Below are 26,997 nucleotides of genomic sequence, written 5' to 3'. Positions count from 1 at the left end.
CGAGATGAACGGACAAAGTGCGATTTTTCCCTCTTATGCACGTTACCCCATCACGATCGTTAAGGGTGAGGGCAGCCGGCTGTGGGATGCGGACGGCAAGGAGTATCTGGACCTGATGAGCGGTCTGGCGGTGACCAACCTGGGGCACTGCCCGCAGCGGGTGAAGGAGAAGCTGGTGGCCCAGCTTGATGTGCTGTGGCATGCCAGCAACCTGTTCCATACCCCGAACCAGGAGAAGCTGGCCGGGATGTTGACGGCGAACAGCTGTGCGGACTACGTGTTCTTCTGCAACAGCGGCGCCGAGGCCAACGAGGCGGCCATCAAGCTGGCCCGCCGGTACAACAGCAAGGTGCTGGGCAACGAGCGCTACGAGATCATCACGTTCCACCAGTCCTTCCATGGCCGGACGCTGGCCACCCTGACCGCCACCGGACAGGATAAGGTGAAGGAAGGCTTCCACCCGCTGCCGGAGGGCTTCGTCTATGCGCCCTACAACGATGTGGCGGCACTGCGCTCCTATATCAGCGATAAGACGTGCGCCATCATGCTGGAGATGGTCCAGGCAGAGGGCGGGGTCATTCCGGTGCAGCAGGATTTCATCGATGAGATCGTCAAGCTGTGCAAGGAGTTCGACCTGCTCCTGATCGTGGATGAGATCCAGACGGGAATGGGGCGGACCGGCAAGCTGTTTGCCTATGAGCATTACGGCATCGAGCCGGATATCTTCACCCTGGCCAAGGGGATTGCAAGCGGCGTTCCCATGGGAGCCATGCTGGGCAAGGCCAAGCTGCGCGACGCCTTCACGGCGGGGGCCCACGCCTCCACCTTCGGCGGCACGCCGCTGGCCACCTCGGCGGCCATCGCGACCCTGGAGGTCCTGCTGGAGGATCGTCTGCCGCAGCGCGTCCAGGAGATGGGCGAGTATACGGTGGCGAAGCTGCAAGAAGGCACGGCCGGCAATCCGCTGGTGAAGGAAGTGCGCGGCTTGGGCCTGTTGATCGGTGTGGTCTGCACCCAGCCCGTGGCGGACGTGATCAAGGACATCCACGCGGCAGGCGTGCTCGTGGTTCCGGCGGGGCCTAACGTGGTGCGCCTCCTGCCGAATTTCCTGGTTACGAAGGAAGAGATCGACAAGGGAACGGCCGTGATCTGCCAGGTTCTCGCGAAGCATGCGGAGAAGGCGGCGGCGGTGCAGTCCTAAGGCGGAGCCACTCGGCACCGCAACCGAATGACGAAATGGAAATAACAGACTCTATATGACGAAAGGGGCTGCACCCGTTGGCGCAATCCTTGGAACAGAAATTCGTATTCACCGGCCGCGACTTCCTCGATCTGGACGATTACACCAGTGAAGAGCTGCGCTATCTGCTCGACCTGGCCATCGACCTGAAGAAGAAGCAGAAGGCCGGAGAGGTGTACCACCCGCTGAAGGGCAAGACCCTGGGCATGATCTTCGAAAAATCCTCCACCCGGACCCGCGTCTCCTTCGAGGTGGGCATGTACCAGCTGGGCGGCCATGCGCTGTTCTTAAGCCGCAACGATCTGCAGATCGGCCGGGGCGAGCCCATCTCCGATACGGCTCAGGTGCTAGCCCGTTACTTGGACGGCATCATGATCCGGACCTTCGCGCACACCACTTTGACGGATCTGGCAAAGTATGCTAACATTCCGGTCATCAACGCTTTGACCGACTGGTCCCATCCGTGCCAGGCCATGGCCGACTATCAGACCGTGCTGGAGGAGAAGGGCCGTCTGGAGGGCCTGAAGATCGCCTTCGTCGGCGACGGCAACAATATGGCCCACTCCCTGATGATGGGCGCGGCCAAGTTCGGCATGACCTGCGCCATCGCCTCTCCGGAGGGCTACTGGCCGGCGGACGAGATGACGAAGAAGAGCCAAGAGGTGGCTTCCCAGACCGGAGGCCATATCCTGGTGACGGCCGATCCCAAGGAAGCCATCGCCGATGCCGACATCGTCTATACGGACGTATGGGCCAGCATGGGCATGGAAGAGGAGCAGAAGATCCGGGAGAAGGCCTTCGCCGCCTACCAGGTGAACGAGGAGCTGGTGCGCTACGCCAAGCCGGACTACATGTTCCTGCATTGCCTGCCCGCCCACCGGGGCGAGGAAGTCAGCGCAGGCGTCATCGACGGCAGGAACTCCCGCATCTTCGACGAAGCGGAGAACCGCCTGCATGCGCAGAAGGCCATCATGGCCGCCATCATGTAAGGCTGCAAGGAATGCCAGCATCACATCACCATCATGCCGATAACGTCTTGGCCCCCGGGGCAGGCTTATCGGCTTTGACATGAATATATGGAGAGGGGAACACCGTACCATGGCTAAGCAAAAAATCGTCCTCGCCTACTCCGGCGGACTGGACACCTCCGTCATCCTGGCATGGCTCAAAAACACCTACGACGCCGAAATCATCACCTTCACCGCCGACATCGGCCAGAAGGACGAGCTGGACGGCCTGGAGGAGAAGGCGCTGAAGACCGGCGCGACCAAGGTGTACATCGACGACCTCCGCGCGGAGTTCGCTCAAGACTTCATCTACCCGATGTTCCAAGCAGGAGCCATGTACGAAGGCCAATATCTGCTCGGTACCAGCATCGCCCGCCCGCTGATCGCCAAGCGCATGGTGGAGATCGCCCGTGCAGAGGGCGCTACCGCCATCGCTCACGGCGCCACCGGCAAGGGCAATGACCAGGTGCGCTTCGAGCTCACCGCGGCGGCTCTGGCACCGGAGCTGGAGGTCATCGCGCCATGGCGTCTGGACGAGTTCCGGGAGCAGTTCCCGGGCCGCGCCGAGATGATCGCCTACGCGGAAGCGAACGGCATCCCGGTTCAAGCCTCCGCGGCCAAGCCGTATTCCACGGACCGCAACCTGCTGCACATCAGCTTCGAGAGCGGCATCCTGGAGGATCCGTGGTTCGATCCGAGCGCCGAGTCCAACGAAGGCATGTACGTGCTGTCCGTCTCCCCGGAGCGGGCGCCGGACCAGGCGGAGTACATCGAGCTTACGTTCGAGAAGGGCGACTGCGTCGCCATTAACGGACAGAAGCTCTCTCCGCTGGAAGTGATGGAGACGCTGAACGAGCTGGGCGGCAAGCACGGCATCGGCCGCGTGGACATGGTGGAGAACCGCTTCGTCGGCATGAAGAGCCGCGGCGTGTACGAGACCCCGGGCGGCACCATCCTGTTCACCGCCCACCGCAAGATGGAGTCCATCACCATGGATCGCGACGTCATGCATCTGCGCGACTCCCTGATTTCCAAGTATGCCTCCTTGGTATACAACGGTTTCTGGTTCGCACCGGAGCGTCTGGCGCTGCAGGCGCTCGTCACCGAGAGCCAGAAGAACGTCACCGGCACCGTCCGCCTGAAGCTGTACAAGGGCAATATCATCGGCGCCGGCGTGAAGAGCCCGGTGAGCCTGTACAACCCGGACATCGCCACCATGGAAGCCGATCCGACCAAGGCGTACAACCAGAACGACGCTACCGGCTTCATCCGCCTGAACGCCCTTCGTCTGAAGGTGGCTTCCGGTGTGGAGCAGAACGCGAAGAAGTAAATGCGGCTTGGGGCTGGCAACGGCCCCGGCCTGAGAGAATCAGAAGCGACCGCGCCAGCAGCGGGCTGCCGGTTCATCCCGGCGGCTCGCTTTATGCCTATATTGGCGCATGATCAGGAGGGTCTAGAAACCGTGTCTAAACTGTGGGGCGGACGTTTTACGAAGAAAACCGACCAATTGGTAGAGGAATATACCGCATCGATCACCTTCGATAAGGAGCTGGCCGAAGAGGACATCCAAGGCAGCCTGGCCCACGTGGCCATGCTGGGCAAGTGCGGCATCCTGCCCTTGGAGGACGTGGAGAAGATCACCGACGGGCTGCATCTGGTGCTGAACCGGATCCGCCGGGGCGAGCAGGAGTTCTCCATCTCCGACGAGGACATCCACATGAACATCGAGAAGGCGCTGATCGACGAGATCGGCCCCGTCGGCGGCAAGCTCCATACCGGACGCAGCCGGAATGACCAGGTGGCCACCGACATGCACCTGTACCTGCGCAAGCGGGTCGTGGGCTTCGTCGGCCTGCTGGGCAAGCTGCAGGAGGCGCTGATCGGCCAGGCGCAGCAGCATCTGGACACCATCCTGCCGGGCTATACCCACCTGCAGCGGGCGCAGCCCATTCTGTTCGCCCATCACATGATGGCGTACGTCTCCATGTTCCAGCGGGACATCGAGCGCCTGCAGGACAGCTACAAGCGCATCAACGCTCTGCCGCTGGGCGCCGGCGCCCTGGCCGGCACCACCTTCCCCATCGACCGGCACTTCGTGGCGTCGAGGCTGGGTTTTGAGCGGGTGTATGAGAACAGCCTGGACGCGGTGAGCGACCGGGACTTCATCCTGGAGTTCCTCTCGAACGCCTCTATGATCATGATGCACCTGTCCCGCCTGTGCGAGGAGCTGGTGCTGTGGTCCAGCACGGAATTCGCTTTCGTAGAACTGGACGACGCCTTCTGTACGGGCTCCAGCATCATGCCGCAGAAGAAGAATCCGGACGTGGCCGAGCTGGTCCGCGGCAAGACGGGCCGGGTATACGGCAACCTGATGGGTCTCCTGACCGTGCTGAAATCGCTGCCCTTGGCCTACAACAAGGACATGCAGGAGGACAAGGAAGGCATGCTCGACACCGTGAAGACCTTGGACGGTGCCCTGCAGCTGTTCGCCCCGATGATCTCCACCATGAAGGTCAACAAGGAGCGGATGCGCCAGGCGGTGAACCAGGACTTCTCCAACGCCACGGACATCGCGGATTACCTGGTGAACAAGGGCATGCCGTTCCGACAGGCCCACGAGGTGATCGGCAAGCTGGTACTCTACTGCATCCAGAACAAGAAGTATCTGCTGGATCTGGCCATCAGCGAGTTCCAGGACTTCTCCAAGCTGTTCGGGGACGACATCTATACCGTGCTCCAGCCGGAGCATGTGGTGAATGCGCGCAACGTGTACGGCGGTACCGCCTCCCAGCAGGTGGCTGGCGCCATCGAGCGGGCCTCCGCCTCTCTAGCGGAGACGGTGAAATGGTTCGAGGACTATGTGGAGAAGAGCAAGTAAAGAAATGGCTGGATGAAATCAATCGAGCCGGCAACAAGAAGACCCTGATTCCGTCCGCAACCGGCGGAGGATCAGGGTCTTTCGTTGTGATCGGTCCAGGCTGGACCGGGCCGTCTACTTCACATTCAGCTGGATGCTGCCGGTGTCGGACCGGGCCTTAATGAGTGGGCCCCCGCCGTTCAGCTTGCCGAGGAGCCGGTGCTTCTCCTTCGACTGGTAGTCGAAGGGGCCGGAAGAGGCGGTGGCGTTGGTTCTCCCGGTGTCCGAGGCAAAGTCCACCGTGAGAGGCGCCGCTTGGGCCAGCGTCAGCTGAATATCGCCGGTATCGGTCCGGAGATCAATACCGCCTTTCAGCGCGCTGAGGTCCGCGTAGAGATCTCCCGTATCGGAGCTGAGATCCAGCTCCGCATCGATTTTGCGGAGGCGCATGGTGCCGGTATCGCTGGTAGCCGTAAGCCGCTTGCCGGTGTATTCCTCCAGTGTAATGCCGCCGGTGTCGGTCTTCAGGTCCAAGGTATCCGAACGGATGCCGGATAAGGTGATCGTGCCGGTATCGGTATGGACCTTCAAGGACCGGTAGGCGTGATCCGGAAGCTCCACCGTCACCTTCAGGTCGTTGTTGAACCAGGTCAGCACCTGGCCCACATCGATGCCCACATTGTAAGGCTTGGTGGTGCGGACCACCGCTTCCGCAGACGCGCCGTTGTCCCCGGCCGTCAAGGTTACATTCATGTACTTGGCATAGGATTCGTGGATCGTGCCTGTCAGATGAACGCGGATGTCGCCGGTGCTGCCTTTGACGAAGGTTACGTCCGGCGTGGTAGCCGTGATGGCGAAGGATTGGAGGGCGCTGCCGTCCAGATGCTCTTCGATATCGACGGGAACGGTCTCCTCCGTAAGGGCACCCTGCTTATGCAACAGCAGCAGGCCACCGGCGCCGACGACGACGCAGATCAAGGCGGCCAGTGCGAGCTTCTGCATATTCCATAGGATTCTCATGGCTTACTCCCCCTTAATCAGCTTCAGATTCAGCCGGATGTAACGTTGGGTCAGCTTCAGGAAGCCGCGGTTGATCTTCCAGAGGCCAATGCCCATCAGCACGCCTGCGCCGGTCAGCAGGAGGGCGGTGAACACCTCCGTCAGCAGCAGCGTCAGAGAGGTCGGGACTCCGGTGCCGAACAGAATCCAGATGGAGCTGAAGGTGAACAGGAACGAGAGCACGGAGAAGGTGAACAAGAGCGCCGCCACCGTAAGGAACGGAGCCAAGACCACGATCAGGTTGAAAAACAGGAGCGCCACGGTAGAGGCGACGGACCGTACCCCGTTCCGGGCGGTCAGCCCCAGGTCGGCGCCTATCCGGGAGGGCTCCGAAGCTTGGGGAGGCATGGGCACGGGCACGTAGCCCAGGGATTCGATAATCTCTCTCTCGGACTTGCCGCTCAGCTCTGCCTGGCGGAACAGGTCCTCATAGACGCGGATGATATTCTGCTGCTCCTCGTAAGGCAATCCTCTCAGCCGATCCTGCAGCTGGAGAAAGAAGGCGGCCTTTGACATGAACGATCCCTTCTTCTCATAGACGATAAAGTTGCTGTGAGTCAAAGATACACCAACTCAGTCACAAGAGACCAGTAACTGCGGTCATGTGACAGTCACAACTTCACCGGAAGCGGGGCTCTCCGACGCCGTCCTCCAGCACCCCAGGCCCTTCGGGCGCCCCCGGCTCGGAGGAGCCGCCGGCTGTTCCGCCTACTGCGATCAGCGAGGCTTGGGGCAGATAGCGGTCCCGCGAGATCCGCTCCTTGGAGAGGATGACGCCGTTCTCCAGCTTCGTGCGGTAGGTCTCCACCACGTAGCCGGGCTTGCCCTGCTGGAGGACTTCGCGGCGTCCGGGCTTCAGATTGGGGTTGACCACGGTTTTGACCGGGGCGGGAAGCTCCTCGAGCGTGACGGATTCGATCTCGTAGCGGACCGACTCCGGCATGCGGCCGAACAGCTTGACGGTCAGCTGGTCGGACTCGACGGCGGTGCGGATCAATAGATACGCCCCCGTACTGTTGCGGAAGCGGAAGTTGATGTTGCCGTCGCTGAAGGTGGCATCCTGCCCCAAGGGGGCGTAGCTCACCGGCAGGGAGTGGTTGCGCCGCTCCACGACGGCAAGCCCCGCCCGGAGGACGGCGTTGTATAAAGTGGTCGAGACCTGGCAGATACCGCCGCCGATGCCGGGCGTCAGCTTGCCGTTGAAGATGACCGGCGCCTCCCGGAAGCCGAAGCGGGTCTCCGCCTCCCGGATGGCGGGCGCGTAGTCGAACACCTCGTCCGGGGCCAGCAGCCGATCATGGACGGCCTTGGCGGCAGAGGTGATGTTGTGGAGGCGGCCGGGACCGCCGGGGGCGATGGCGGTCGAGAACTCCATGATCTTGCGGTCGATGCCCTGGGCGGCCAGCCGTTCGTAGGTATCGGGGGCCCGGAGCTCCGTAAGGGGCAGCTCGATATGGACGGGGCCGAGGGGCTTAGAGATCCGCGGCGCGGGAGCGGTACGGCCGTCATGGCTGACGCTGGGGCCGCCCTCTGGGCGCCGGTCCCCGCCAGGCTCCTCCGGCGCCGTTCCGGAGGCGCTCCACAGCCCCATCCAATCGGCGGCCAGGAGCCTGCCGCGGAGCGCCTCCAGATCGACGCGGTACACCGGCACGTCGGGAATGATGTGGACGCGGTCCTCCGCCGTAATGGTCCGCCGGGCCGGCACGGGCCTGGCGGCCTGCAGCTCCGCCCAGGAGGAGGCCACGTATTGGAGGTACGCGGCCTCCTCCAGCGAGAGCGCCGGGGCCGCATCCGTGCCGCGGAGCTGGAACCGGCGCCAGGCGCGGCGGAACGCGCCGCCCTGCTCCAGCCGGTCCAGCGCCGCTTCGGCGGCCGACAGGTCCCACCGCAGGCCCAGGCTGCGGAAGGTGCCCTCCCGGCCGGCGGCTTGCTCCCGGTTCGTGTCGAACCGGATCGGCACCGCCTCCAGGGCCAGGCTCCGCTCCCGCAGGCGCGCCCGGGCCTCGTCCAGCGTAAGGCCGGACAGCGGCAGACCGCCGGCCGTGAAGCCATCCGGCACCTTGGGGCTGAGCCCGTAGGCGCGGAGGCCCAAGGCGGCGGCCAGCAGCAGGGCGGCGCCGGCTGCGGTCATGAGGGTGAGGCGCTGCTGCATGGGGGCGCCCTCCTTTTTTTGTGCGGAACGGCTTGATCGTGCTTGTACTCGATGTATATGTGCGCGTCCGGGCGAATATATCAAGGTCGGTAAGGGATGCGGCAGAGCGGGGTGGACCCTGCCTGACGCCAATTGAGAAAAATGTGTAAAATGCAGGGAAATCGCGGGGGGAACGAAGGATTTTCACTTTTTGTGTCGAAGTTTTATAGGCTGATGATACCCGGAGGACTAGAGGAGCCGGGAGAACGATAACGACAGAGTGGATGTGATAGCGTGATCGAAATGCAGGACGTGTGGAAAACCTACCCGGACGGTACACACGCCATTCGAGGCATTAACCTGAAAGTGGACCGCAACGAATTCGTCTATGTGGTCGGCCCTTCCGGCGCCGGAAAGTCGACCTTCATGAAAATGATATATCGCGAGGAAAGACCGACCAAAGGGCAGATTTTTGTCAACGGGTTCAACCTCGCCAAGCTGAAGCAGCGAAAGATTCCGTACCTCCGCCGCAACATCGGGGTCATCTTCCAGGACTTCCGCCTGCTGCCCAAGCTGACGGTGGCTGAGAACGTGGCCTTCGCCATGGAGGTTATCGAAGCTCCGAAGAAGCTGATCCGGAAGCGCACCCTGGAGGTGCTGGATCTGGTGAAGCTCCGCGAGAAGGCGGACTCCCTGCCGACCCAGCTGTCCGGCGGCCAGCAGCAGCGGGTGGCCATCGCCCGCGCCATCGTCAACAATCCGTCCGTGATCATCGCGGACGAACCGACGGGAAACCTGGACCCCGAGACCTCGTGGGATATCATGAAGCTGCTGGAGGAGATCAACTACCGCGGCACCACCATCATCATGGCCACCCACAACAAGGAGATCGTCAACACCATCCGCAAGCGCGTCATCGCCATCGAGAACGGCCTGATCGCGCGGGACGAAGCGAGAGGGGAGTACGGCTATGAAGATTAGTACGATCGGCCGCCACTTCCGCGAAGGCACTCGCAGCCTCATCCGCAACGGCTGGATGACGTTCGCCTCGATCTCGGCGATCTCGATCTCGCTGTTCGTGCTGGGCATCTTCCTGCTCTTGGCCGTCAACGTGAACTACATGTCTTCTCAGGTAGAGAACCAGGTGGAGGTCAAGGTCTACCTGGACGTGAATCTGCCGCAGGAGAACGTTGCGAAGCTTCGGACGGAGATGGAGGCCATCGGCAACGTGGATGAAGTCATCTTCGTGTCGAAGGAAGAAGGTTTGAAGCTGATGCGGGAGCGGATGGGCGAGACCGGCGAGAAGGTGCTGGAAGGTATGGACGGCGAGAATAACCCGTTGAACGATGCCTTCACCGTACGCGTCAAGGACCCCCACGCCGTGAAGGAGGTGGCGGACGCCATCACCGCACTGAACAACGGCCGGACGCCGAAGCCCATCGTGAAGGTCAATTACGGCGCGGACATGGTCGAGAACCTGTTCAAGGTGACCTCGATGATCCGCAATGTGGGTCTGGTTCTGGTCGGGTGTCTGGCGCTGACCGCCATGTTCCTGATCTCCAACACCATCAAGCTGACGATCATGGCCCGCAACCGGGAGATCAAGATCATGAAGCTGGTGGGTGCGACCAACAGCTTCATCCGCTGGCCGTTCTTCATCGAAGGAGCCATGCTGGGCATCATCGGATCGGTAATTCCCGCGGCCATTCTCTCCCTGGGGTATTGGAAGCTCATCGAAACCAGCCGTTCGAGCATGGAGACGTTCATGATGGAGATGAAGCCCTTTGACGCCGTCTATCTGCAGCTGTCCGCCATCCTGATCGGGATTGGCATCGGCATCGGCATCTGGGGAAGCATGCTGTCCGTCCGCAAGTACCTGCGCGCCTGATCTTCCGCCCGGATGCGGGCGCCGCCGCAGGACAAGCCTATACCACGATAGAGCACGTAGGAGGAGACCGTTCGTGAAAAAAGGTATCGTCGCCCCGCTTATCGCCGTCACGGCGGCAGCCGGCCTGTTGCTTGTGCCGCTCCAGGGCTATGCGGGCGTCCAACAGGACCTGCAAAGACAAATCGACCAGATCGCCCAGCAGGAGGCCGCCAACCAGAGGAAGCAGCAGGAGGCGGACAAGAAGGCCGAGCAGCTGAAGGGCAAGATCGAGCTAGAGAAGAAGAATTACGCCCAGCTGAAGGCGGATATCGAGCAGCAGGGCAAGCAGCTGGAGGATCTGAACAAGCAGCTGGGGGATGTGAACAAGCAGCTGAACGACGCCGCCCAGAAGCTGGGTGAAGCGGAGAAGCGGGTCGAATCTCGTGACAGCATGCTGCGCTCCCGGGTGCGGCTTATGTATATGAACGGCTCCGTCTCTTATATGGAGGTTCTGCTCAGTGCGACAAGCTTCGGCGACTTCATCGAGCGCTTCCAGAACCTGAAGACCATCGTGACGAAGGATGAGGAGATTCTCGAGGCCAACATTCACGATAAGGAGACGATTGCGCTCGAGAAGAAGGAGATCGAGAAGAAGCTGTCGGAGGTTAAGGGCCTCTACGCCCAAGCCGAAGCCGTGAAGCAGAATCTGCAGAAGCAGGAGAAGCAGAAGGAGGTCGCCATCGCCAGCCTCTCCAAGCAGGAGAAGGACGCGGAGGAGATCAGCGAGGAAGCGGAGAAGGCCGTGGAGAATCTGGTCAAGCAGAAGCAGGCCCTCCGCAACAAACTGTTGGAGGAGCAGCGCAAGGAGGCTGCGGCCAAGTCCGGCAAAGCTCCGTCGTCGAAGCCGGCTTATTCCGGCGGCAAGCTGGCTTGGCCGGTGCCGGCCAGCACCACCATCACATCGGAATTCGGCTACCGGATCGATCCGATCGCCAAGGTTAACAAGCTTCACAAGGGCATGGACATCGCGGCGCCGAAAGGCACCACTATCGTTGCAGCGGATGACGGCACGGTGATTCTGGCCTCCTGGGTGTCCGGCTACGGCAATACCGTGGTTATCGACCATGATAACGGACTGGTGACGTGGTACGGGCACATGTCCGCCATTAGCGTCAGCGAAGGCGATACGGTGAAGCGGGGCTCCAAGGTGGGCGAGGTGGGCTCCACCGGGGATTCCACCGGCAACCACCTGCACTTTGAGGTGCGTACGGACGCCGGGCCGCAGAATCCGCGGCCTTATGTTGGGCTGTAAGCGGCGTACACTAATAATAAGACCTGGCTTGTCATATACTACCCAGAGTACGGCAGCAGAGTCAGAAGGTGGTGTTCGATTTGGTGTTTCGCGGAAGAACGGTATTGGCGTTCTTGCTGCTCGGCATGTTCGCCAGCAGCATCCTGACCCTGACGATCGTAGAACCGTCCGGATCCGGGATGGAGCAAGTGAAGGCCGTGGCCGCTCCGACCGCCGCCCCGGCAGAAGGCTTATCACAGGCGGATTTGAACAAGCTTTCTACGACGTACAGTCTGATCAAGTCCAAATATGTATCCGCAGTGGATCATGACAAGCTGTTGAACGGCGCCATCCACGGCATGGTGGAAGCGCTGGACGATCCGTTCACCTCCTACATGGACCCGAAGGAAGCCAAGCAGTTCGAGGAAACCATCAGCGCCTCCTTCCAAGGCATCGGCGCAGAGGTCTCGCTGGAGGACGGGCGGGTCACCATCGTGTCGCCCATGAAGGAATCGCCGGCGGAGAAGGCGGGAATTCGGGCCAACGACGTGATCCTGAGCGTCAATGGCGAGAAGCTGGAGGGTCTGACCCTGACCCAGGCCGTCATGAAGATTCGCGGGCCCAAGGGAACCCAGGCCAAGCTGTCCATCATGCGAAGCGGCACCACGGAGCCCGTGGAGGTCATCGTCGTACGGGATGATATTCCGGTGGAGACGGTCATCGGAGAGATGATCACGCCGACCGTCGGTAAGCTGGAGATCCGCCAGTTCTCCAGCAACACCGCGGTCCGCTTCAAGGAAGAGCTGAACCGGCTGGAGAGCAAGGGGATGAAGGCCCTTGTGATCGACGTCCGGAACAACCCGGGAGGCCTGCTTCCCGTGGTGGTCGAGATCGCGGAGAATTTCGTGGCCAAGGGCAAGCCCATCGTCCAGATCGAGGACCGGGACGGCAAGCGGGTACCGACCAATTCGGAGGCGGCTTCGGCGCCGAAGCATCTGCCGGTGGCCGTGCTGATCAACAAGGGTAGCGCCAGCGCATCGGAGATTCTGGCCGGCGTCTTCAAGGATACGGGCCTCGGCAAGCTGGTCGGGGAGACCACCTTCGGCAAAGGAACCGTCCAGGTAACCTTCGAGAAGGAGATGGGGGACGGCAGCAACATCAAGCTGACCACCTACAAGTGGCTGACCCCGAACGGCACGTGGATCCACAAGAAAGGCATCGACCCGGACGTGAAGGTGGAGCAGCCGGCCTATTACCAAGTGATGCCCTTCAGCAAGAAGACGGTGCTGAAGCCGGACATGAACCATGACGATGTGAAGAGCCTTCAGCTGATCCTGGAGGGGCTCGGTTATAAGCCGGACCGTACGGACGGTTACTTCAGCGAGAAGACCGCCGCCGTGCTGAAGGAGTATCAGCGTGCCAACGGGCTTCCCGTTAGCGGAGAGGCCGACAACGCAGTCATGGATAAGCTGGAGAAGGATATCGTGGTGAAGCTCCGGGATCCGAAGAGCGACCTGCAGCTGAATGAGGCGTTGAAGGTGCTGGGGGCCCAGCCTTAAGAAGGTTTGGGTTTCGGTGGAAAAGCAAGCGCAAGGCAGGAATCTTAGCCGCTGCGTCGAATGTATGGGAAGGTGGGGTTTTTGGGCCCTGCCTTCCCTTTTTTTTGCTGCTGAACGGGCCGTTACGGTCCTGTGATATGACCTCATGAATAAGGAGCTGATCGGTCTTGGACATGGCATGGACCCTGCTCACCGGCTTGGGAGAAGCGGTGCTCAGGCTCCTGATCCACCCCTTCTTCTATCTGGGCCTGGTTCTCATTCTCCTGCAGTACCGCAGGCAGATCCAACTGGAGCGCAAGCTCTTCCACGTGCGTCTGCATTATCTGTTCATAGAGGCTTGGCATCTCCTGCTGTGGGGTACTGCGGCGGGCCTCGGCGTTTCTCTGGTGATGGGCCTCCTGGGGGCAGCCGTCACGGCAGAGGCCGTGCTGCTCCTGTGGGGAATCTCGCTCGTGCTGATTCTATTCCGCATCCGTTTCTTGTGCATGGCCTACGCCGCCGGAATCCTGGGGGTGGTCCGGTGCATCCTCGATTGGGTGCCGGGCGGCTCCGGAAGCGAGGCGTTCGGCTGGCTGTACCGCTGGATGGACCGGGTGGATGTACCCGGGCTGCTGGCGTTAGCCGGCGTGCTGCATCTTGCGGAGGCTCTGCTCGTTCGCACCCAAGGCAGCCGCTCTGCAAGCCCCTTGTTCTATGACAGCAAGCGGGGCAAGCCGGTCGGGGGCTACCATATGTATGGGTTCTGGCCGCTGGCCCTGTTCCTTCTTGTTCCCGTGAGCGGGGGAGGAGGCTTCGAGCTTCCCTGGAGTCCCGTCTTCGGCTCGGAGCTGGCGACGGGCGGCTGGACCGTCATGGCCATGCCGGTGGTGCTGGGCTTCACGGAGCGGACCTTGTCCCGGCTGCCCAAGGAGAAGGCGCGGCGTAGCGCCGGCTTCCTGATGGCGTATGCGCTGGCTGTGACCGGCATGGCGCTCTTGGCCCATTGGGTGGCGGTGCTTCTGCTGCCGGCGGCACTTCTGACCATCGCGCTGCATGAGCTGCTGATCTGGTTCAGCGGCTGGGAGGAGAGCAAGCGCGCCCCCCTCTTCGTCCATGGGCTTCAGGGCTTGAAGATCCTAGCTGTTTTGCCGGGAAGCCCGGCGGCGGAGCTGGGGATCGAAGCCGGTGAAACCATCGAGAAGATCAATGGCGTCCGAGTCCGGACGCGGGAGGAGCTTCACGGCGCATTCCAGATCAATCCGGCATTCTGCCGGATGGAGATTCTGAACCTGGAAGGGCAGACGAAGTTCGTCAGCCGGGCGGTGTTCGCGGGAGACCATCATCAGTTGGGCGTGCTGCTCTGCCCGGATGACGACGCCCGGTACATCGTCGAAGAACGGCGGAGGGTCAGCCTGTTGTCCGTGCTGCTGCAGGCCTTCGGAGGACTGCAGGAGAAGAAGGGCTCCAAATCCGCATGAAACCAAAAGCGCTGTCCCACAGCCGGTTAACCCGGCGGGGACAGCGCTTTGTTGTTAATGCGGGATCGGTTCGCGGAGGACGATGATTTCGACGCGGCGGTTTTTGGCCCGATTGGCTTCGGAATCGTTGGGGGCTACCGGCATCGTGTCCGCGTAGGCGGCGGAGACGAACATGTCGTTGCGCATGCCCTCTACCGTCAGGAAGTGGCGGACCACCGAGACGGATCGGGCCTGGGAGAGCCCCCAGTTATCCCGGTACAGGGAGCCGGTCTGGAGCGGAAGATCATCCGTATGGCCCTCGATGCTGACCTTGGTGTTCAAGGTCTGGAAGAGGGAGGCCAGCTTGTTCAGGATCGGAAGAGCAGCCGGCTTCAGATCAGCCTTGCCCAAGTCGAACAGGATCAGGTCGTTCAGCTTGATGACGACGCCGCGCTGGCTGTTGTTGGCCGCCACCTGGGCCTCCAGATGGTTCTCGTTGATGTACTGGTTCACCTTGGTTAAGAGATCCCGGAGCTCCTGGTCCCGGATCTCCTGCTCCGAGGCTCCCGGAGTGGCTGCCGGGGTCGGAGTGGGCGTCTGCAGATCCTTCGAGTCGCCTTCCTCCCCCTTGCCGGTCTTCAGGTCGCCCTGGATGCCGTCGTTCTTCAGTATGATGGAATCGGCTTTGGTAAACTGAAGGTGAAGCGAGCGGGAGAGCTCCTCGTACTTGTTCATATCCACTTTACTCATGGCGTACATAATGACGAAGAAGATCAGGAGCAGCGTGATCAGGTCCGCATAGGTGATGAGCCAGCGTTCGTGGTTCTCATGACCCTTTTGCTTCCTATTTCGCCTCGACACGGCCGACACCTACTTCCCCTTGTCCCTTGATGTCCTTCTGATGAAGGAACGAGGTCAGCTTCTTCTTGATCAGCTGCGGGTTCTCGCCGGCTTGGAGCGCCAGAATGCCTTCCAGCATCAGCTCCATCTCGGAGATCTGCTCCTCGGAGCGCACCTTGATTTTGCTGGCGATCGGCAGATAGATGACGTTGGCGCTCATAACCCCGTACAGCGTGGCCGTGAACGCGACGGCGATGGCGGGGCCCAGGTTATTGGGATCGGACAGATTGCCGAGCACGTGGATCAGACCCATAACCGTCCCGATGATCCCCATGGTGGGGGCGAAGCCGCCGGCGGATTCGAACACTTTGGCATAGCCCTCGTAAGCGTGCTCCCTGGCGTCCATCTCCAGCTCGAGAATTTGGCGCGTCAGCTCGGGGTCAGTCCCGTCGACCACCATCATGAGCCCTTCTTTGACAAAAGGATTCGGATGCTCCTGCGCCTTCTGCTCCAAGGCGAGAACTCCTTCGCGCCGGGCGATGGTCGCCATCTCCACCAGCTCATCGATCGTCTGGATGGGGTTGCGGCGGGGCTCGGTAAAAGCGATTTTCAGCGCGGTGCCGACGCCCTTGAGCTGGGATAAGGGAAAGCTGATGATGACGGCACCGATGGTGCCTCCGAATACGATCAGCATGGCGCTGGGGACCCCGAGCGCGTCCAAATGGCCGCCGTCCCAGACATAACCGACGAGAAGGCCGGCGAATGCGACGATAAGTCCTAGAAGCGTTGTAATATCCATGATCAGACCACCTTTAAAGTATCGTGTATGAACCCGTTAAGAATCTGCACAAAGATGCCTCTTAAGTTTGCAACGGGAGGTCAAAACAGGTATAATGGACGGGAACAAGTATTCCCATTTGGCGAACACGCCTTGCTGGATTATGAAACCCTTACACTCCCAGGAAGACACAAAATTTGACACCATGTCAACTTCTATATCGGATGAAGTCGGATGATATTTTATAGGTATTCAAACCTATATGGGACCTGGAGTCCCGGTTCTGAAGGGGGATATCATGAGCGATTCAGGAATTAGCGGACGTACATTCGAATTGCGCTCGGACTTCGAGCCGCGCGGCGACCAGCCGGAGGCCATCGAGCAGCTGGTGAGAAGCATCGAGGCGGGCAAGCGGTACCAGACCCTTCTGGGCGCCACAGGTACCGGCAAGACCTTCACGGCCGCCCAGGTCATCAATCGGCTGAACCGGCCCACGCTGGTCATCGCCCACAACAAGACGCTGGCGGCGCAGCTCTGCAGCGAGTTCAAGGAGTTCTTCCCGAACAACGCGGTGGAGTACTTCGTCAGCTACTATGACTACTTCCAGCCGGAGGCGTACATTCCCTCCACGGATACGTATATCGAGAAGGACTCCAGCATCAACGACGAGATCGACAAGCTCCGGCACTCGGCCACCAGCGCGCTGCTGGAACGCCGGGACGTCATCATCGTCGCGAGCGTATCCTGCATCTATGGCTTGGGTTCGCCGCAGGAGTACAAGGACCTCCGGCTGTCGCTGCGTGTCGGCATGGAGCGTCCCCGCAACGAGATTCTGCACAAGCTGGTGGACATTCAATATCAGCGTAACGACATTGCCTTCACCCGCGGGACTTTCCGGGTTCGGGGCGACGTGGTCGAGATCTTCCCCTCCTCCCAGGGCGAGCATGCCGTACGGGTGGAGCTGTTCGGGGACGAGATCGAGCGGATTACGGAGATTGACGTGCTGACCGGCGAGATTCTGGGTGAACGGGCCCACGTCATGATCCCGCCGGCCTCTCACTTCGTCACTCATCAGGAGACGCTGAAGCGCGCCGTTGTCAATATCGAGCAGGAGCTGGAGGAACGGCTTGCGGAGATGCGGGCCAACGGCAAGCTGCTGGAGGCCCAGCGGCTGGAGCAGCGGACCCGATACGACATCGAGATGATGATGGAGATGGGATACTGCTCGGGCATCGAGAACTATTCGGCCCATCTGACGTTTCGCAAGCGGGGGGAGACGCCCTACACGCTGCTGGATTATTTTCCGGAAGACATGCTGTTCATCGTGGACGAATCCCACGTAACGCTGCCGCAGATCCGGGGGATGTATAACGGGGACCGCGCAAGGAAAGAAATGCTGGTGGAGCATGGATTCCGTCTCCCCTCCGCGCTGGATAACCGGCCGCTGCGCTTCGAGGAATTCGAATCGAAGATCAGCCAGATCCTCTTCGTCTCTGCGACGCCGGGTCCCATCGAGCTGGAAGCCTGCCCGGAGATGGTGGAGCAGATCATTCGTCCGACGGGTCTGCTGGATCCGATCATCGAGGTGCGGCCGACCCAGGGACAGATCGACGATCTGATCGCCGAGGTCCGGGACCGGATCGCCAAGGATGAGCGGGTCCTCGTGACGACCCTGACGAAGAAGATGTCGGAGGATCTGACGGACTACCTGAAGGAGATCGGCATCAAGGTCCGTTATCTGCACTCGGATATCAAGACCATCGAGCGGATGCAGATCATCCGGGATCTACGGTTAGGTACCTTCCACGTGCTGGTCGGCATCAATCTGCTCCGGGAAGGTCTTGACCTGCCGGAGGTGTCCTTGGTTACTATCCTGGATGCGGACAAGGAAGGCTTCCTCCGGTCGGAGCGTTCGCTGATCCAGACCATCGGCCGGGCGGCCCGGAACTCTAACGGCAAGGTCATCATGTACGCCGACAAGCGGACGGACTCCATGGAGAAGGCGATCCGCGAGACAGAGCGCCGCCGTGCCATCCAGGAGGAGTACAACCGGCAGCACGGCATCACTCCACAGACGATCCAGAAGCGGGTTCGCGACGTCATCGAAGCGACGAAGGCCGCCGAGTCCAAAGCGGAGTATCTGACCGAGGTCAAGGGCTCGAAGATGACCAAGAAAGAGCGGAAGACCCTGATCGAACGCCTCGAGCAGGAGATGAAGGAAGCGGCGAGAAACCTGCAGTTCGAGAGGGCGGCCGAGCTCCGCGATGCGGTCCTGGAATTGAAGTCGCAGGATTAATCCTCTTAAGATATGGTGATTTTTGAATAGAGAAGGGTGGAACCTCTACTGTGGCAAGTGAAGCGATCGTCGTCAAAGGAGCCCGCGCCCACAACCTGAAAAATATCGACGTCACGATCCCGAGGGATCGCTTCGTCGTTTTGACGGGATTAAGCGGCTCGGGCAAGTCGTCATTGGCATTCGATACCATCTATGCGGAAGGGCAGCGGCGCTACGTCGAATCTCTATCCGCTTACGCGCGGCAATTTCTGGGGCAGATGGATAAGCCGGACGTGGACTCCATCGAGGGTCTGTCTCCGGCCATCTCCATCGACCAGAAGACCACGAGCCGCAACCCCCGGTCTACCGTGGGCACGGTGACGGAGATCTATGACTATCTGCGTCTCTTATTCGCTCGGATCGGCCGTCCCCATTGTCCGGAGCACGGCATCGAGATTACCTCCCAGACCGTCGAGCAGATGGTGGACCGGCTCATGGAATACCCGGAGCGCACCAAGCTGCAGATTCTGGCGCCGGTGGTATCCGGGCGGAAGGGCGAGCATACGAAGCTGCTGGCCGACATCCAGAAGCAGGGCTTCGTCCGGGTGCGGATCAACGGGGAGCTGCATGAGCTGTCCGAGAAGATCGAGCTGGAGAAGAACAAGAAGCACAGCATTGAGGTGGTCGTGGACCGGATCGTGGTGAAGGCCGATGTCCAGGCCCGGATGGCCGACTCCCTGGAGACCGCTTTGAAGCTGGCGGAGGGTAGGGTCATCGTCGATGTAATGGACCATGAAGAGCTGCTGTTCAGCCAGAACCTGGCCTGTCCAGAGTGCGGCTTCAGCATCGACGAGCTGTCTCCCAGGATGTTCTCTTTCAATAGCCCCTTCGGAGCCTGTCCGGAGTGCGACGGCCTCGGCATCAAGATGATCGTGGATCCGGACATGCTGGTGCCGAACCAGGGCCTGTCCATTGAGGAGGGGGCCTTCGAAGCGTGGGCCGGCGGAACCTCCACCTACTACCCGCAGTTCCTGGCTTCGGTATGCCGCCACTACGGCATTCCCCAGGATGTGCCCGTGAGTGAGCTGTCGCCGGAGCAGATGAAGCTGATTCTGTACGGAACAGGCGGAGAGAAGATCCGGTTCCAATACGAGAATGACTTCGGTCAGCGCAGGGATGCGATGGTTCCCTTCGAGGGAATCGTGAGGAATCTGGAGCGCCGCTACCGGGATACGGCTTCAGACGGCATCCGGGAGTTCATCGAACAGTTCATGAGCTCCAAGCCCTGCGGCAAGTGCAAGGGTCACCGCTTGAAGCCGGAGACGCTGGCTGTGACAATTAATGAGAAGAACATCGCCTACTCGACGGATCTGTCGGTTGGGGATGCTCATGAATTCTTCGAAGGGCTGAAGCTGACCGAGAAGGAACTGACTATCGCCCACCTGATCCTGAAGGAGATCAAAGCCCGGCTGGGCTTCCTGGTCAACGTCGGTCTGGATTACCTGACCTTAAGCCGGGCCGCCGGAACGCTGTCCGGAGGAGAGGCCCAGCGGATCCGGCTGGCTACTCAGATCGGCTCCAGTCTGATGGGCGTTCTCTATATTCTCGACGAACCCAGCATCGGTCTCCATCAGCGGGACAACGACCGGCTGATCCAGACTTTGGTGCACATGCGTGATCTGGGCAATACGCTGATTGTCGTCGAGCACGACGAAGACACCATGCTGGCCTGTGACTACATCATCGACATCGGTCCTGGCGCCGGAATCCACGGCGGGCAGGTCATCGCTCAGGGCACACCGGCCGAGGTGATGGAGAATACCGATTCCCTGACAGGCCAATACTTGAGCGGACGGAGGTTCGTGCCGGTTCCGTTGACCCGCCGCAAGCCGAATGGCAATTGGCTGGAGATCAAGGGAGCCAAGGAGAATAACCTGAAGAACGTCAACGTGAAGATCCCGCTGGGTGTGTTCTCCTGCGTGACGGGTGTATCCGGAAGCGGCAAATCTACGCTGGTGAACGAGATTCTCTATAAGACACTGGCGCGGGATCTGAATGGGGCCAAGGTTCGACCGGGCGAGCACAAAGCGATTACCGGTCTGGAGCATATCGAGAAGGTCATCGACATCGATCAATCGCCGATCGGTCGGACTCCGCGCTCCAACCCAGCCACTTATACGGGCGTATTCGACGATATCCGTGATGTCTATTCCGTTACCAATGAAGCTAAGATCCGGGGGTACAAGAAGGGGCGCTTCAGCTTCAATGTGAAGGGCGGGCGCTGCGAGGCTTGCCGCGGAGACGGCATCATCAAGATCGAGATGCACTTCCTGCCGGATGTCTACGTTCCTTGCGAGGTGTGCAAGGGAAACCGCTATAACCGGGAGACCCTGGAGATCAAGTACAAGGGCAAGAGCATTGCGGAAGTGCTGGAGATGACGATTGAGGATTCGGTGGAATTCTTCAAGAACATTCCGAAGATCAACCGGAAGCTGCAGACGCTGCTGGACGTAGGCTTGGGCTATATGAAGCTGGGTCAGCCAGCCACCACGCTCTCAGGCGGCGAGGCCCAGCGGGTGAAGCTGGCGGCCGAGCTGTACCGCAGAAGCACCGGCAAATCCATCTACATTCTGGACGAACCGACCACAGGTCTGCACATCGATGACATCGACCGGCTCTTGAAGGTCCTGCACCGTCTGGTGGATAACGGAGAGACCGTACTGGTGATCGAGCACAACCTGGATGTCATCAAGACGGCCGATTATCTGATCGATCTGGGTCCGGAAGGCGGCAACCGCGGCGGCACGATCGTGGCAACCGGCACGCCCGAGGATATTACAAAGGTGGAGCTCTCCTACACTGGCCGCTACCTGAAGCCAGTTTTGGACCGCGACCGGGAACGGACTGTGAAGCGTCTGGAGCAGGAGATGCCAGAGGAAGAGAAATCGGTCGTATAGGACCAATAGTGGAGATAATCATGAACCGCTGTCCGGATATTCATTCCGGGCAGCGGTTTTTGTTCGTTTAGGACTTTATATGCAGCAGAATTATAACCTTGGGCGTGGTAAAAAAGGCGGAGTATTCATCAAAACGTAGTCAAATCTAATTCCTATTACCTAGAGGACTACAGGCATATTTTGGAATTAAATATAATGGTATATTATGGATCATGTTGTTGGTTCTACATAATATGACGGAATATACGATGATTAGACATAATAACCATTTTAAGTTAATAGTTACTATAAAGTTTTGTTCGAAAAAATTTTATCAAATGCTATAAACTAATGGGTCCCCATTGTCGATATAAGTAATAAGCAAGCAGGACGCTTGCTCCATTACATAACGACACCAGTCAAGGATGACTGATTTGGACCCATGACCTTCGCAGGACGCGAAAGGGCTTGGGAACGATCAGTCATCCTTTTTATTATGTTCAAGGAGGAATGAAACATGTTGGTAGTAGGCAGGAAGCCCGGTGAGTATGTCATGATTGGCGAAGAGATTATGGTGAAGGTCGTGAAGAGCGAGGACGGCAATCTGCGTCTGGCCATCGACGCACCGAAGGAAGTGCGCATTGTGCGCGGGGAGCTTTACGAGGAACAGAACAACAAGTGGAAATCGTAATGTCGTAAGGTAAGAGGACGAGCTGAATACGGATCTCATGGACGAGACTATGTGTTTACTTTCAACATTCGGTAGGGAAACCGGCTGTTCAAAGTGGATAAATAGGCTCGTCTTTTTTGTTTTGGTAATAGGTCTGCCGCTCATTCTAGGGCCCGGTGAGCTGCAGCTTGTTATATATCAGGGTGGGAAAGGAAGCCCGCCTACAACCATTCCAAGGAGGAAGAATAAACATGAGAATCAATCACAACATCGGTGCATTGAACACCCATCGTCAGCTGTCTGCTAACACTGCTAACCAATCCAAGTCCATCGAGAAGCTGTCTTCCGGTCTTCGCATTAACCGTGCAGGCGACGATGCCGCAGGTCTTGCGATTTCCGAGAAAATGCGCGGTCAGATCCGCGGCCTGGACCAAGCTTCCCGTAACGCTCAAGACGGAATCTCTCTCATTCAAACGGCTGAAGGTGCTTTGAACGAGACAAACTCCATCCTGCAGCGTATGCGCGAGCTGGCTAACCAATCTGCTAATGGAACCAATACGGGCACTGACCGTGCAGCTATTCAAGACGAGATTAACCAGCTGACCTCTGAGATCAACAGAATCGGAAATACGACGGAGTTCAATACTCAGAAGCTGCTTAATGGCGGAATGGGCTCCACCGATGGTGCAAAAGTTACTCAGGCTACAAGTGCTAAGATTGAGTTGGGTGCGGTAACTGGTGGTAACCTCGCAGCCGGTACTTTCATTAAAGTGGATGGTCAAACCTTCAACCTGGGTGGTTTAACTACAACGGGTAATGATGCTGCAACGGCAACCTTGCTGGGCAATGTCACCTCCGGTGGCACCAAGCTGTCTGATCTGGTTGATATCACAAATGGTACTACAGGTCTGGTCTTCACAGCAAAATCTCAGGGCGTTGCAAGCAAAATCGAGTTTAGCCAAGTAGCTGAAGCTGGAATCGGTTTGGGTGCGACACAGGCAGCTACAGTTGGAAGCCCGACCACTGTCGAACGCGCTGGTATTCAGGGTACTGCAGCAATCGGAGCAGCAGCTGATACATCTATTGCTGCAGGTGCTAGCTTCAAAATTACCGTAGGAACCGAAAGTGCAGTAGAAATTAAATTGAACGAAGGCACTGCAGCGAAGGTTTATGATACCTTCAACGCAGATTCGAATATTGCGAATGCCGCTAGACAAGATTTTATTAAGGATATTAACGCCGCTCTCCAAAAGGCCGGTCTGGATGGAAAAGTAACCGCATCGTTAGCCGCCGACAACAAAATCCAGTTCATCTCCGAAACCGGTAAGGATATCTCCCTGGCCGACGGAACTGGAACTCCTCTGGCGGCAGCAACTGGCCTTGCCTTTACAACCGCATCCGACATGACAACAGCTAAGAATGTACAACAAGTTGTCGGTGCTGGTGTTCAAGGCGCTGGCTTTACAACCAAGTTCCAAATCGGTGCAAATGCTGGTCAATCGATGTCCTTGTCCGTGAACGACATGCGTTCTGCAGCATTAGGTATCACCGGTAACGCCGGTCAAGCCGGTTTTACTACAACTAATACTGTAACTAACGGAACCAATGACATTAAAGCAGAGGCAGCTCTGAATGTTCTGACTAAAGAAGATGCTTCCAAAGCAATCACCATTATCGACAAGGCTATCACTTCTGTATCCGCTGAACGTGGTAAGCTTGGTTCCGTTCAAAACCGCTTGGAGCACACCATTAACAACCTGCAAACTTCTTCCGAGAACCTGACTGCCGCAGAATCCCGTATTCGCGACGTAGACATGGCGAAGGAAATGATGGAGCAGACCAAGAACTCCATCCTGGCTCAAGCTTCTCAAGCAATGCTGGCCCAAGCCAACCAACAGCCGCAAGGCGTACTGCAGTTGCTGCGTTAATCCGCAAGCTAAGCAGAAGAGACCCTGGACACTCCAGGGTCTTTTTATTATTCCTCCACCACCAGCTCCAGCCGGTAGGTGACCGTCTCACCAGGCGCCAGGTAGCGCAGCGTGCCTTGGTCTGCTTCATGCTGCAGACCGGATACCGCGCAGTTGGAGGGCTCCAGGCCCAGAACGTGAACCCCTGCGCCAGGCATCCGCCATTGCACCAGATTCGGCAGGGTGCGGGCGTCCCAGCGAAGACGGACGGAGAGGGGGCGCGTGCCACCGACCCCAAGTGGAAAAGACGGCTGTCGAATTACGGCCTCTGCCATACCGTCCGCATCTGAAGGGGCAGGCTGAGGCACCTCGTGATAGTAAACCCGCTCCGATGCGTCCGGGTCAGGCTTGGCCCAGCGATCATAGCCGTCCATAGGTGTTCCGACATCGCGTGGAGTCAGGCTGCGACCGGGGAAATGAACGGTGGTTTCCTCCGTCAGCAGCGGGAACCCGAAATTAAAATGATACAGCATCATATGGGGGCATATCTGAAAGCCGATATTCTCGACCCGGTCCACCAGCATGATTCGATTCTCCCCCAGCCGGCTATGAAGGGTCCGCTTCCAGCGGAGGGAGTGTCCGAAGATGAAGGTCTCTTCCATAATCCCGCTGATCCGCATCTCATAGTGATCCTGCAGCCATTCTCCCTCGGCGCAGATGTGGCGGGCAGGGGTATGATGGGCGCGGCCATGAAGCCCGTAGGATGCCCCTCTGAACTCACTAGGGGAACCGACGTTTATGGGACCGCAGGTCATCAGAAGCCCGCCGGAAGCCGAGCGAAGCCATTCGAGCCCCTCTGAACGATAGTATGCCGGATGCACATCCCCGTTGGTTGATTGCCAGGACAGGGGGACACCGGCAAACTCGGTTAAGGAAAGGTCCATTCCCTTACCGGGAAGCACCTCGTATGCAAGGCCGGAGCCCGTTCGGACTTGAATGATTTCATTGCCTGCCTCCGGCCCCTCGGTATAAGCGAACCTGCGGATGCCTCCGAGCTGCTCCAACCGTCCAGCTCGGGCTTCCATATCACGGCGGCTCCATTCTTGACCATATAGCTTCATGGCTACCATACTCCCTTTCGGAATAACTTTCACGTGAAAGTGCAACTTCATCATACACACTTTCAAGCCTATTGGGAAGTAGGCTCATGGACAAAAATAAAGCCCCGGCACGAAGCCGGGGCGCATATCGATCCATCCGTTTAGGAAGCCAGGATGGTATTGAGACGGTCTTGAAACGCCGGAACGCCGACGCGGTTCACAAATTGGTTGAAGGTCTCGTCTTGGCTGCGGTTCTCCTTGTAATAGAGGACCAGCTGGGCCAGAACCGGCCCGACGTTGTCGCCGACAACACGGCCCTTCAGGACGGTGTTGAACTGGGCGCCATGGCCGAGAGTACCGCCAACGGCGATGTCGAAGGCGTCGACCATGCCTTCCGGAGTTTTCACCAATGCGCCTTGCAGGCCGATGTCTGCAATGTGCTTTTGGCCGCAAGCGTTGGGGCATCCGACGAAGTGAATCCGGATCTCGCTGTCCAGCTCTACATGCTGATCCAAGTATTCGGCCACCTTCACCGCACGAATCTTCGTCTCGACGACAGCCAGGTTGCAGAACTCGTTACCGGTGCAGGATACGGTGCGGCTGGTGAACTTGTTCGGATTCGGAGTCAGGCGCTCCAGCACCTTCTCCTTCAGAAGGGCATCCACCTTGGCGTCCGGTACTCCGGACAGGAGGATGTTCTGGGACATGGTGGTGCGCAGCTGCCCGTTGCCGTAGACGTCAGCCAGGCGGGCCAGCTCCTCGAATTCTTCGCCGGTTAAGCGGCCGACCGGAACATTCAGACCGACGTAGTTCAGGCCAGCTTCCTTCTGCGGATGAACACCGTCGAAGTAAGCGGCATTCCATCCTACGGTCTTGTCTTCGCCCAGGGCGGGCAGCTCGCCGATGATCTCAGTCAGCTTGGCCAGGAACTTCTCGGCGCCCCAATCGGCAACCAGGAACTTCAGGCGGGCATGGTGGCGCTTCTCCCGATAGCCGTAATCGCGGAAGATGGTGCAGACGCCGATGGCGACCTTCAGGACATCCTCCGGGCGGGCGAACAGGTCCAGCTTCTGAGCCAGGTGGGGCTTCGCGGACAAGCCGCCGCCTACCCACACATGGAAGCCGATGACCTCTTGGCCGTCGATGACTTTGACAGCCGGTGTGAAGGCCAGGTCATTGATCTCCGCATGGGCGGTATTATAAATATTGGCGGAGATGGACATTTTAAATTTGCGGGGCAGGTTGGAAAAATCCCGGTTCAGCAGGAAATAATCGTTAACCTGATCCACCAGGGCCCGGGTATCCATCAGCTCGTTCGGATCGATGCCGGCCAGCGGGTTGCCGACGATGGTTCGCGGGCAGTCGCCGCAAGCTTCAAAGGAGTACAGTCCGACCGATTCCAGACGCTTGAATATGTCCGGCATATGCTCCACGCGCAGCCAGTGGTACTGCACGGCCTGGCGGGTGGTGACGTCCATCAGGTTGCGGCCGTAATCCTTGGCGATGCCGGCCAGAACACGGGCTTGCTCGGTGTTCAGAACACCGGAGTTGATGCGTACGCGCATCATGAAGTGCCCATCCTTCGGCTTCTGCTCGTAGACGCCGGCCCACTTGAAGCGGTTCAGCTCATCCTCGGGAATGGCTTCGTAACCCTCTGCGGCGTATTGTTCAATAATGGTGCGGATGACGTCCAGTCCATCCTTCTCCAGCTTCAGCAGCTCCACTTTATTTAATTTCGACGTGTCTTCCGCCCAAATCGGTTGGTAAGCCATGGTGTGTGAACACCCTCCTCGTTCGATAGAAATCCGATTAAAACAGTCTGAATTCATTAAGGCTATACTACCATATTTGGTGTCCACCGTAAACGTTTGACGGTATAAAGCTTTATTATAAAACAAACCTTTTTCCATAATAAATAAAAGAAAACGACATATTTCTTGTGCTACTCGCGTAAAAATCAAGTCCATACCGAGGCTAAGTTTGAAAATATTGTGCCAAATCCATTACAATACAACAAAAGACTTGCGTAAGCGACCACTACAAT

At 59.0% G+C, this 26,997-nt stretch carries 20 protein-coding genes; 13 read left to right on the top strand and 7 right to left on the bottom strand.

The features are described from left to right. Positions 1-4: 4 nt before the first annotated feature. From argD to argH, 4 genes are all read left to right on the top strand, one after another. Positions 5-1,201: an acetylornithine transaminase gene (gene argD, locus ACSEXW_RS17035; protein WP_438447367.1), complete on the top strand. Its 1,197-nt coding sequence runs from the start codon at positions 5-7 to the stop codon at positions 1,199-1,201. 77 nt (positions 1,202-1,278) lie between these two features. After that, the gene (gene argF / locus ACSEXW_RS17030) at positions 1,279-2,229 is read left to right on the top strand and encodes an ornithine carbamoyltransferase (protein WP_438447366.1); all 951 of its coding nucleotides are present in this window, start codon (positions 1,279-1,281) and stop codon (positions 2,227-2,229) included. Positions 2,230-2,338: 109 nt separating this feature from the next. Then, complete coding sequence (locus ACSEXW_RS17025; protein ID WP_438447365.1) at positions 2,339-3,577, top strand: argininosuccinate synthase; 1,239 nt, start codon at positions 2,339-2,341, stop codon at positions 3,575-3,577. Positions 3,578-3,709: 132 nt separating this feature from the next. Then, a complete protein-coding gene (argH, locus tag ACSEXW_RS17020) occupies positions 3,710-5,125 on the top strand; it encodes an argininosuccinate lyase (RefSeq protein WP_438447364.1) in 1,416 nt (471 codons plus the stop codon). Positions 5,126-5,239: 114 nt separating this feature from the next. On the opposite strand, the gene ACSEXW_RS17015 is transcribed toward argH, so the two are convergent. The 3 genes from ACSEXW_RS17015 to ACSEXW_RS17005 form a co-directional block, all read right to left on the bottom strand. Continuing rightward, positions 5,240-6,124 (bottom strand): DUF4097 family beta strand repeat-containing protein, encoded by an 885-nt coding sequence (locus tag ACSEXW_RS17015; RefSeq protein WP_438447363.1) that lies wholly within the window; start codon positions 6,122-6,124, stop codon positions 5,240-5,242. A 3-nt stretch (positions 6,125-6,127) separates the two neighbouring features. Next, positions 6,128-6,679: an HAAS signaling domain-containing protein gene (locus ACSEXW_RS17010; RefSeq protein WP_438447362.1), complete on the bottom strand. Its 552-nt coding sequence runs from the start codon at positions 6,677-6,679 to the stop codon at positions 6,128-6,130. Positions 6,680-6,782: 103 nt separating this feature from the next. After that, positions 6,783-8,315: a VanW family protein gene (locus tag ACSEXW_RS17005; RefSeq protein WP_438447361.1), complete on the bottom strand. Its 1,533-nt coding sequence runs from the start codon at positions 8,313-8,315 to the stop codon at positions 6,783-6,785. Between the two features lie 273 nt (positions 8,316-8,588). Here ACSEXW_RS17005 and ftsE point away from each other — a divergent pair, with 273 nt between their 5' ends. From ftsE to ACSEXW_RS16980, 5 genes are all read left to right on the top strand, one after another. Continuing rightward, positions 8,589-9,275: a cell division ATP-binding protein FtsE gene (gene ftsE / locus ACSEXW_RS17000; protein WP_438447360.1), complete on the top strand. Its 687-nt coding sequence runs from the start codon at positions 8,589-8,591 to the stop codon at positions 9,273-9,275. After that, positions 9,265-10,182, top strand: coding sequence for a permease-like cell division protein FtsX (ftsX, locus tag ACSEXW_RS16995; protein WP_438447359.1), 918 nt, complete (start codon positions 9,265-9,267; stop codon positions 10,180-10,182). The genes ftsE and ftsX overlap by 11 nt, the downstream gene beginning before the upstream one ends. A gap of 73 nt (positions 10,183-10,255) precedes the next feature. Next, positions 10,256-11,473 carry a murein hydrolase activator EnvC family protein gene (locus ACSEXW_RS16990; RefSeq protein WP_438447358.1) on the top strand — a complete coding sequence of 406 codons (1,218 nt, stop codon included), beginning with the start codon at positions 10,256-10,258 and terminating at the stop codon, positions 11,471-11,473. 80 nt (positions 11,474-11,553) lie between these two features. After that, positions 11,554-13,011: a S41 family peptidase gene (locus ACSEXW_RS16985; protein ID WP_438447357.1), complete on the top strand. Its 1,458-nt coding sequence runs from the start codon at positions 11,554-11,556 to the stop codon at positions 13,009-13,011. 173 nt (positions 13,012-13,184) lie between these two features. Further along, a complete protein-coding gene (locus tag ACSEXW_RS16980) occupies positions 13,185-14,468 on the top strand; it encodes a PDZ domain-containing protein (RefSeq protein WP_438447529.1) in 1,284 nt (427 codons plus the stop codon). Positions 14,469-14,522: 54 nt separating this feature from the next. Here ACSEXW_RS16980 and ACSEXW_RS16975 read toward each other — a convergent pair whose 3' ends face one another. Further along, positions 14,523-15,308 (bottom strand): flagellar motor protein MotB, encoded by a 786-nt coding sequence (locus ACSEXW_RS16975; RefSeq protein ID WP_438447356.1) that lies wholly within the window; start codon positions 15,306-15,308, stop codon positions 14,523-14,525. After that, positions 15,292-16,086 carry a flagellar motor protein gene (locus ACSEXW_RS16970; RefSeq protein WP_438447355.1) on the bottom strand — a complete coding sequence of 265 codons (795 nt, stop codon included), beginning with the start codon at positions 16,084-16,086 and terminating at the stop codon, positions 15,292-15,294. The genes ACSEXW_RS16975 and ACSEXW_RS16970 overlap by 17 nt, the downstream gene beginning before the upstream one ends. 277 nt (positions 16,087-16,363) lie before the next feature. Between ACSEXW_RS16970 and uvrB the strand changes: the two genes are divergently transcribed. From uvrB to ACSEXW_RS16950, 4 genes are all read left to right on the top strand, one after another. Continuing rightward, positions 16,364-18,361 carry an excinuclease ABC subunit UvrB gene (gene uvrB, locus ACSEXW_RS16965; protein ID WP_438447354.1) on the top strand — a complete coding sequence of 666 codons (1,998 nt, stop codon included), beginning with the start codon at positions 16,364-16,366 and terminating at the stop codon, positions 18,359-18,361. Between the two features lie 50 nt (positions 18,362-18,411). Beyond that, on the top strand, positions 18,412-21,297 hold the full coding sequence (gene uvrA / locus ACSEXW_RS16960) for an excinuclease ABC subunit UvrA (protein ID WP_438447353.1): 2,886 nt from the start codon (positions 18,412-18,414) through the stop codon (positions 21,295-21,297). Positions 21,298-21,793: 496 nt separating this feature from the next. Then, the gene (locus ACSEXW_RS16955) at positions 21,794-21,967 is read left to right on the top strand and encodes a carbon storage regulator (protein WP_438447352.1); all 174 of its coding nucleotides are present in this window, start codon (positions 21,794-21,796) and stop codon (positions 21,965-21,967) included. A gap of 230 nt (positions 21,968-22,197) precedes the next feature. Then, the gene (locus ACSEXW_RS16950; RefSeq protein ID WP_438447351.1) at positions 22,198-23,874 is read left to right on the top strand and encodes a flagellin N-terminal helical domain-containing protein; all 1,677 of its coding nucleotides are present in this window, start codon (positions 22,198-22,200) and stop codon (positions 23,872-23,874) included. 47 nt (positions 23,875-23,921) lie between these two features. Here ACSEXW_RS16950 and ACSEXW_RS16945 read toward each other — a convergent pair whose 3' ends face one another. Together ACSEXW_RS16945 and ACSEXW_RS16940 are read right to left on the bottom strand one after the other, a co-directional pair. After that, on the bottom strand, positions 23,922-24,974 hold the full coding sequence (locus ACSEXW_RS16945) for an aldose 1-epimerase family protein (RefSeq protein ID WP_438447350.1): 1,053 nt from the start codon (positions 24,972-24,974) through the stop codon (positions 23,922-23,924). Between the two features lie 140 nt (positions 24,975-25,114). Beyond that, positions 25,115-26,725, bottom strand: coding sequence for a nitrite/sulfite reductase (locus ACSEXW_RS16940; protein ID WP_438447349.1), 1,611 nt, complete (start codon positions 26,723-26,725; stop codon positions 25,115-25,117). Positions 26,726-26,997: the final 272 nt, after the last annotated feature.

This window comes from Oryzibacillus soli (assembly GCF_051594765.1).
In the GTDB taxonomy this organism is placed as follows: domain Bacteria; phylum Bacillota; class Bacilli; order Paenibacillales; family NBRC-103111; genus Paenibacillus_AR.
The sequence above is the reverse complement of the archived record's forward strand: the minus strand, read 5'-3'. Positions and strand labels throughout refer to the sequence as shown.